This window comes from Novosphingobium sp. MD-1 (genome assembly GCF_001014975.1).
GTDB lineage: Bacteria > Pseudomonadota > Alphaproteobacteria > Sphingomonadales > Sphingomonadaceae > Novosphingobium.
On sequence record NZ_BBXA01000030.1, the window covers coordinates 599,868 to 607,365 of the forward strand.

The 7,498-nt window shown below is 66.3% G+C and carries 7 protein-coding genes and 1 pseudogene; 5 read left to right on the forward strand and 3 right to left on the reverse strand.

Annotated elements, in window-relative coordinates; genetic code table 11:
• The first annotated feature begins 133 nt into the window (after window positions 1-133).
• Both NMD1_RS15850 and NMD1_RS15855 read left to right on the forward strand, forming a co-directional pair.
• Window positions 134-1,141: a glycosyltransferase family 2 protein gene (locus NMD1_RS15850; protein ID WP_125955445.1), complete on the forward strand. Its 1,008-nt coding sequence runs from the start codon at window positions 134-136 to the stop codon at window positions 1,139-1,141.
• Complete coding sequence (locus NMD1_RS15855) at window positions 1,114-1,842, forward strand: bifunctional 2-polyprenyl-6-hydroxyphenol methylase/3-demethylubiquinol 3-O-methyltransferase UbiG (protein WP_125955446.1); 729 nt, start codon at window positions 1,114-1,116, stop codon at window positions 1,840-1,842. Before NMD1_RS15850 ends, NMD1_RS15855 begins: the two co-directional genes overlap by 28 nt.
• Window position 1,843: 1 nt before the next feature.
• Here the strand turns inward: NMD1_RS15855 and NMD1_RS15860 are convergent, their stop codons facing one another.
• Complete coding sequence (locus tag NMD1_RS15860; RefSeq protein ID WP_125955447.1) at window positions 1,844-3,319, reverse strand: hypothetical protein; 1,476 nt, start codon at window positions 3,317-3,319, stop codon at window positions 1,844-1,846.
• Window positions 3,320-3,460: 141 nt separating this feature from the next.
• Between NMD1_RS15860 and NMD1_RS15865 the strand changes: the two genes are divergently transcribed.
• From NMD1_RS15865 to NMD1_RS21580, 3 genes and pseudogenes are all read left to right on the forward strand, one after another.
• On the forward strand, window positions 3,461-3,859 hold the full coding sequence (locus tag NMD1_RS15865) for a GtrA family protein (protein WP_158453982.1): 399 nt from the start codon (window positions 3,461-3,463) through the stop codon (window positions 3,857-3,859).
• Between the two features lie 78 nt (window positions 3,860-3,937).
• On the forward strand, window positions 3,938-4,846 hold the full coding sequence (locus NMD1_RS15870) for a DMT family transporter (protein ID WP_223806403.1): 909 nt from the start codon (window positions 3,938-3,940) through the stop codon (window positions 4,844-4,846).
• Window positions 4,843-5,120: pseudogene (locus tag NMD1_RS21580) on the forward strand (HNH endonuclease). The gene NMD1_RS15870 and the pseudogene NMD1_RS21580 overlap by 4 nt, the downstream one beginning before the upstream one ends.
• On the opposite strand, the gene NMD1_RS15880 reads toward NMD1_RS21580, so the two are convergent.
• Both NMD1_RS15880 and NMD1_RS15885 read right to left on the reverse strand, forming a co-directional pair.
• On the reverse strand, window positions 5,117-5,959 hold the full coding sequence (locus tag NMD1_RS15880; RefSeq protein ID WP_125955449.1) for an HAD-IIA family hydrolase: 843 nt from the start codon (window positions 5,957-5,959) through the stop codon (window positions 5,117-5,119). The pseudogene NMD1_RS21580 and the gene NMD1_RS15880 overlap by 4 nt on opposite strands.
• Window positions 5,956-7,428 carry a biotin carboxyl carrier protein gene (locus NMD1_RS15885; protein WP_125955450.1) on the reverse strand — a complete coding sequence of 491 codons (1,473 nt, stop codon included), beginning with the start codon at window positions 7,426-7,428 and terminating at the stop codon, window positions 5,956-5,958. Before NMD1_RS15885 ends, NMD1_RS15880 begins: the two co-directional genes overlap by 4 nt.
• Window positions 7,429-7,498: the final 70 nt, after the last annotated feature.

The window sequence follows — 7,498 nt, forward strand, 5'->3', positions numbered from 1 at the left end:
ATTCCTAATCGGGTGAGGGGCATGGCCGGGGGCGCCCGCGCCGCGGCGGTCTTTATGCCGCGAATGACGGGAGCGGCCCCGGGCAATTACCTCCGGTTAACCATCACCCGCTAGAACGGCTGGCGGAGATGCCATGCCACCTCAACTGACGATCATCATTCCGGTATTCAACGAGCAGGAGAGTCTTGGCGCGTTTCTCGATGCCGTCCGGACGCCGCTGGCGCAGGCGCTCGATGTGATCGGGCCGCAGGCTTCGGCGGAATTGCTGTTCGTGGATGATGGCAGCAGCGATCGCACGCCGGACATGCTGGCGATCCTTGCCGGGCTGGACGCGCGCGTCCGCTATCTCCGCTTGTCCCGCAATTTCGGCAAGGAAGCCGCCATCGCGGCCGGCTTGCAGCACGCGCGCGGGGCGGCCGTGGTGCCGATGGACGTCGATTTGCAGGATCCGCCAGAACTGCTGCCGGCCTTGGTACGCGAGTGGGTCGCGGGCGCGAAAGTCGTCAATGCCCGGCGCGTTGACCGCTCCAGCGACAGCCGGTTGAAGCGCTGGACGGCGCATGGGTTTTACCGCGCGGTCAACCTCATGGCTGAAACACCTATCCCCGAGAACGTGGGCGACTATCGCCTGCTCGACCGGGCGGCTGTGGATGTCATCAACCGGCTTGGCGAAAGCGCGCGTTTCAACAAGGGCCTGTTCGCCTGGGTGGGCTTCCGGGTCGCGACGGTCGACTATGTCCGGTCGCAGCGCCATGCCGGTGAAACGAAATGGCGCTGGCGCCGGCTGTGGAGCCTCGCGCTCGACGGGATAACGGCTTCGACCACCGCGCCGCTGCGCATCTGGACATATGTTGGCGGCGTGACCGCCCTTAGCGCATTTGCCTATGCGGCATTTCTGGTGCTGCACACGCTGATAACCGGCATCGACACGCCAGGCTATGCGTCGATCATGATCAGCGTGCTGATGCTGGGCGGCATCCAGCTGCTGAGCATCGGGATCATGGGGGAATATATCGGCCGCATCGCCAAGGAAGTGCGGCAGAGGCCCCTGTATGTCGTTGAACAGGACAGTGCGGCAGAGCCGGATCACGGCTCCAGCGAAAGGGAAGAAGCGTGGACCAGGCCGCCTATGCGGGCATGAATGCGGTGGAGCAACGGCACTGGTGGTTCGTCGCCCGTCGGCGCATCATCGCCAGCCTGATCGACCGTTTCGCATTGCCGCCGCGCAACGCGAAGGTATTGGAAGCCGGATGCGGAACAGGCGGCAACCTTGCCCTGCTGGCCCGCTATGGCCATCTCGAGGCGTTCGAATTCGATGATGGCGCGCGCGATCTTGCCTCCGCCAAGGGTATCGCGGACATCGGGTTCGGCGCGCTGCCGGACCGGGTTGCGCTGCCCGATCGCTCCTATGACCTGATCGCCTTGCTGGACGTGCTCGAACACATTGAGGACGATCGTTCGTCGCTGCGACGCCTGGGCGATCTGCTCCGCAGTGAAGGCCGGTTGATCCTGACCGTCCCGGCGATTCCGTCGCTGTGGTCAAGGCACGACGAGATCCACCACCATCATCGGCGCTATACGCTGGAAACCTTGCGCTCGTGCATTGCCGACGCCGGGCTGAAAGTGGAAAAAATAGGCTACTTCAACTCGCTGTTGTTCCCGCTGGCGTGGCTGCAGCGGCAGGCGCAGCGCGTGCGTGGTCACGATGCGCCGCTGGACGACATGCCGGGCCGGCTTCTCAACGGAGCATTGCAGGCGGTGTTCGCGCTGGAGCGCTTTCTGCTCGGGCGCGTGAAGATGCCCATCGGCCTTTCGCTCTACGCCGTGGTTTCGGCGCGCTGAGCTAAACGCCGACGGGGCGGCGCCATACGCCTTCCCAGCACGCGTCGGGTTCGACGACCGGCACGATGCTGACGTGCTGGCCGAGCAGGCGCGGCGGAACCTTGCCCAGGGGGGCCAGATAGCTGCCCTTGGGGTAGCGCGCGAAACCCTGGTCCCACGCCTTGAAGAAGCTGCAGCGGCCGTGCCCCACCGGCGCGAACCGGAAGGCGCGGTTTATCTCGGAAACGCCGGTACAGGCCGCGAGCGCCAACGCCCCGGCCAGCCACCAGTGCCGGCCCGCCGTTTTCCAGCCCGGCGACGCCGCGAGAATTTCCGCGACCAGCACGGCCAGCACGGTTTGCGAGGGTATTGCGCCGCGCATCATGAGGTCGATTGACCAGCCGATCTGCGCTTGCGGTATCACCAGCATTACCACGCCCGCCAGCGTTGCCGCATGACGGCCAAAGCGGGACTGCGGGCTTGCCGCCATCACGGGCACCAGCCAGGGCAGCGTTTCCAGCGCTTCGAACAGGGCGTACCGCGGGAAATCGTAAGCATAGAGCCGTATGCCGACGTTATCGCCCGCCATGCCCAGGTACGCGAGCGCAGGAAGCGACAGGACGGAGGCGCCGAGGGGCAGTACCAGCGATCGCCACGAGAGCGTTCCCTGCCGCAAGGCCTCCACGCCCGCCAGCGCCGCCCAGGGCAGCGCGCCGATCATCGACAGCGGCGACCACAGCGCGGTCAACGGAACAACGGCAAGGAACACGCCGATATCCAGCTTGCCGACCCGCCAAAGCAGGAACAGCAGGCCGCAAAGCCATCCCGCCAGAGCATGCTGAGGCACCCAGAACGCCAGCGTGATGAACGAGCTGAATTGAAAGCCGGGAAGCCAGCCTTCAAGATGATCGATGAAGCGCGGGCCGACAATGGCATTGCCGACAATGTCCAGCCCGCCGAAGCACAGCGCCACGATCAGCGCGATCCAGCGGCCGCGGCGGCTGTCGAAAAGCGGCGACGCCAGCGCCAGAAGCCCTCCGAGAAGCAGGGCGTTCTGGATTAGCAGCGTCAGGCCGCCCGCCGTTTCGCCCCAGGCCTTCCAGGCGATGGCGGGTAGCAGATACATGCCGATAGGCGCGCGCAGCAGAAACGGCTCGCCCTGGTAGAGATAGGCGAACGGCCATGGATGAATGGCCATGTCGCGCAGCACGGCATCGCGAACCTGCCAGTCGATGTTGGCGTAGAACAGCCGCCCTTCGCCACCGAGAAGAAGTAAAACAAACGCGATCGCCACGCACAACCCGATCCTGCGGAGCGGGATGGGGCCGATCTGCCGGGCGCCTCTTGTCAGGCCGAAGACAAGCAGGCTGGAAGCCAGCGCCTGCAGACCGAGCAACAGGGGCGAGGTGAAGCCCAAAAAAGCCGAAAGCAGCACGAGGTCGGCCGCGAGCCAGCCGGCGAACATGCCAAGAAGCCAGTGGCCCGGAAGCGAAGCCATACGATCAGCGCGGACGGGCGTTTGCGATAGCGGTGAGGTCATCAGGCGATCATCTGGTTGTTGCTGTCCATAGCCCCCGACATGCCAGCCCAGGCACGCGCAATTTATGCCGTCTTAACCCGATCTGTGCAGATTGGCAGAATGTTCGAACGCCTGCCAAGCTGGTTTCGCTTCCTGATCGTGGGCGGCATCAACACCGCTTTCGGCTATGCGCTGTTCGTAGGCCTGATTTTGCTGGGAGCGTCAAGACTGACCGCTGTGGTCGCTGCAACGGCGCTGGGTGTCGCGTTCAATTTCCACACCATCGGCAAGCATGTCTTTGCCAACCGCGATCTTGCCCTGCTGCCACGGTTCCTGGGTGTTTATACGGTTCAGGTTTGCGTCAACAGTCTTGCACTGACCTTGTTGGGACGGCTGGGATTTCACCCCCTGGTCGCGCAAGCATTGCTCGTTCCTTTTCTTGCCGTTTCTGTCTATCTCGCGCTCCAGCATTTCGTGTTCCGACCGGTGAGGGCGCGCCCTGCGCAGCCCGTTCGCTGAAGCGAACCCGCAAATGCGTTGAAATCGAAAGGCGGATGAACGGCACCGGTGTGCCCCCATCAGCGTAAAGGCGCGTTAGTGGACCATCGATCACGTGAAGCATCCGGCCTCCTGTTCGCGCTCGCCGGGTTCGCGCTGCTTTCGGTCGGGGATGCGGTCGTCAAGTCAATGGCCGGGCTGTGGCCGGGGCTGGCGATCGCGGCGCTGCGCTATGTCGCGGGCGTGATCGGGCTGGGCGTGGTGCTTGCGCTGCGCGAAGGGCGGGCCGGGTTCCGCATGGCGCGGCCCGGCTGGCAAATGCTGCGGGGCGGGGGCGTGGCGATATCGGCTATGGCGTTCTTTACCGCGCTGTTCCTGATGCCGATCGCCACCGCCACCGCGATCACCTTCACCAGCCCGATGATTACCGGGCTGCTTGCCGCGCTGATCCTGCGCGAGCCGATGCGGCGCGCGACGTGGATCGCCAGCGCCTTCGCTTTCGCCGGTGTGCTGATCGTGCTGCGGCCCAATCTTGCCACGCTGGGCGCGGTGGCGTTCCTGCCGCTGCTTTCCGCCATCGGCATGGCGCTGCTGATGATCGGCAACCGTGCGGTGGCGGGCCATGCCAGCGCGCTGGCGATGCAGTTCAGCGTGGCGTTCTTCGGCACGCTGATCCTGGTTCCCGCCGCGATCATCGGGCATTTCAGCGGCTTGCCGATGCTGCATATCGGCGTGCCGGAATGGAGCGTGGCGGCGCGGTCGGTGCTGATCGCCTGCAGCGCGAGCCTTGCCCACACGCTGGTCTACATGGCGACCACCCGCGCCGGCGCGGCGACGATCGCGCCGATGACCTATGTGCAGTTGCTGATGGCTGGCTTCTTCGGCTGGCTGCTGTTTCGCGAGCGCCCCGATGCCACCGCGCTGTTCGGCGCCGCGGTGATCGTCGCGGCGGGGCTGTACCTGTGGAACGCCGGGCGGGCCGACGCGCCGGCCAGACCGGGCCGGTGAGCGACGCGGCGGCCTGCTGCTGGTTGTGCGAACGGCCGCTGGGACGACGGATCGAATGGCATCACCCGATACCGAAAAGCCGGGGCGGGCGCGAGACCGTGGCGGTCCATCCGATCTGCCACCGCACGCTGCACGCCCAGTTCGGCAACGGGGACTCGCGCGCATCGGCCATGATGCCGACACGCTGCGGGCCAATCCGGTGATCGCGAAATTCGTAGCATGGGTTTCGGGCAAGCCGCCCGATTTCCACGCGCCCACGGCAAAACGGCGTTAGAGGATATCCAGCAGCGGCTTCAGGCTATCCAGCAACACGGCGGGCCGGTCGCGCTCGGGCAAGTCGTCGCTCTTGGCCATGATCCCCGTGGCCATGCCGACCGAGAGCGCCCCTACAGCATTGGCCATGCGCATTTCCAGCGCCGGATCATCGCCCACCACCACCATATGCTTCGCCGCGCTTCGCGGCAGGCCCATCAGCAACCGCGCGGTATCGAACGCCACGCGCGAAGGCTTGCCCAGGATGCGCGGGCGCTTGCCGGTCATCGCGGTCAGCATCGCGTTGATCGGATAGCTGGCGCCGATGGCGCGGCCGTTGGCCGTCGCAAAGAACGGCACGTTGCTGGCGGTCAGCAGCCTCGCACCCTTCCACAGCGAATCGCAGGCGGCTTCCAGCGCCGCAAAATCGAACTCGCGGAACCAGCCGGTATAGACCGCTTCCACCCCCTCGGCCGCCTCGTCCGGCCCCACCACAGCGAGCCCTGCGTCGTCGAGCGGCGCGCGGCAACCGGCATTGCCCAGCACGCGAACCTTCCCAACGCCGGAGCGCTTCAGCCAGTCCGCCGTGGACGAGGAGGGAGTAAGCATCTGCCCGTCGTCCACCGGAAATCCCGCCTTGCGCAGCGATGCGGCATAGGCGGCGGGCGGCTTGGCCGTGCCGTTGGTGAAGACGACATAGGGCGTGCCCCGCGCCTTCAGCCCCTCCAGAACGGCAATCGCATGGGGCAGGGCCTTGTGCCCGCCACTGGCGGCATCGCCCAGCGCGATCGTGCCGTCCATGTCGAACACGTAGCCGGCGGCATCGCGCAGGCGGGCGGATACGTCCTTCGACACAGTCATGCGGCGGCTCCGGCATGGAGGGCGAGGCGGAAGCCCGGCCGTTCGATCACGATGTCGCGCGCCTGCGGCTGCGCGGCGAGCTTGCGCAGCAGGGCGAGCATCGGCGCGGCCTGGGGCGTATACCCCGGGCGGGAACGCCCCGCCGCCTGCATGGCATCGACCTGTTCGGGCGGCATCACCGCGCGCAGCAGGAACTCCTCGTCGGACAGATGCACGCCGAACTGGCGGCGCAAGTCGGCGAGCGCGGGGAAGGTGGGCTCGTGCTCCAGTTCGCGCGCGCGGGGCCGGTCCATGATCGCCGCCAGGACTTGCGGATCGATGGGGGATGTCGGTTTGCCGAACTTGCCCAGGCAATAGCGCACCACCTGATCGGATACCTGCGCATAGCGGCGGTCGCCGATCACGTTGAACAGCGCCTGGCTCATGACCATCTGCGGGAAGGGCGTGACCATGATCGGATAGCCCAGCTCCGCGCGCACCTGCTCGGTTTCCGCGATCACCGCGCCCAGCCGGTCGGACAGGCCCAGTTCGTCGAGCTGGCGCGCGGTGGTGGTCATCACCCCGCCGGCGATCTGGTGGCGCAGGAAGCTGGCATCGAAGTTCTGCGGCTGACCCGGGGGGAGGCCTTCGGCAGCGGCAAGGCGCGTCCAGTATTGCGTCAGCCTGGCGAGCGCGGCCTTGTCGATGGCGACCGCGTGTCCCGCTTCCTCCAGGTTTGCCAGCATCCGGTTGGCTTCGGGCAGCGAAGACCCGTCGCCCCCCGGCCCGATGCCGACGTGGATCGCGGAGACGCCGAGCTTCGCCGCTTCCAGGCTGGAGAGCATCCCCTGTCCGATCGTGGTATGGGCATGGATTTCCAGCGGACGGTTGCCGATCGCGGCCTTCACCGCCGGTACCAGCGTGCGCGCGCGGTCCACCGAGAGCAGGCCGGACGGGTCCTTGATATAGAACAGGTCGATATCGGCGCTCTGGCCCACGGCGCGCGCGAAATCGGCGTAGAACGCATCGGTGTGAATGTTCGAGAGCGTGAAGGTCAGCGCACACATGACCTCGGCTTCACCTTCCTGCTTCACCAGCCGGGCGGCCTCGATCACGGCCGGCACCTCGTGCATCGGATCGAGCAGCACGAAGCGACCGATGCCGTCACGCTGTAGCTGGCGATAGACCAGCCGCATGAACTCCGGGTCGGCTTGCTGCCAGGCGATGAAGCGCAGGCCGGTGGTGATGAACTGCAAGGGCGTGGTGGGCATCGCCGCGTGCATCCGGCGGATACGCTCCCACGGGTTGTCGCGGAAATAGCGCACGGCTACGGCCATGTGGCTGGACGAGGTGAAATCGATCGCGCGGAAACCGCAGGCTTCGGTCAGCGCGGCAGCGGCAAGCATCTGCGCGGTATCGAGGCCGGTGGCCCCCCACAGGCTCTGGTTGCCATCGCGCATGGTAACGTCGACGAGACGCAGTTCGGTCATTGTCCCGGCCCTCCGGAAAGCCCCACAAGAAATCCCGTGTCGACGCCGCCCGCCGCAAAGCGGGGATCGG

What these genes read in the sequence shown, in the direction of transcription:
- NMD1_RS15850 (WP_125955445.1), top strand. Translation starts at nt 134, where the DNA reads ATGCCACCTCAACTGACGATCATCATTCCGGTATTCAACGAGCAGGAG.
- NMD1_RS15860 (WP_125955447.1), bottom strand. Translation starts at nt 3,319, where the DNA reads ATGGCTTCGCTTCCGGGCCACTGGCTTCTTGGCATGTTCGCCGGCTGG.
- NMD1_RS15865 (WP_158453982.1), top strand. Translation starts at nt 3,461, where the DNA reads ATGTTCGAACGCCTGCCAAGCTGGTTTCGCTTCCTGATCGTGGGCGGC.
- NMD1_RS15880 (WP_125955449.1), bottom strand. Translation starts at nt 5,959, where the DNA reads ATGACTGTGTCGAAGGACGTATCCGCCCGCCTGCGCGATGCCGCCGGC.
- NMD1_RS15885 (WP_125955450.1), bottom strand. Translation starts at nt 7,428, where the DNA reads ATGACCGAACTGCGTCTCGTCGACGTTACCATGCGCGATGGCAACCAG.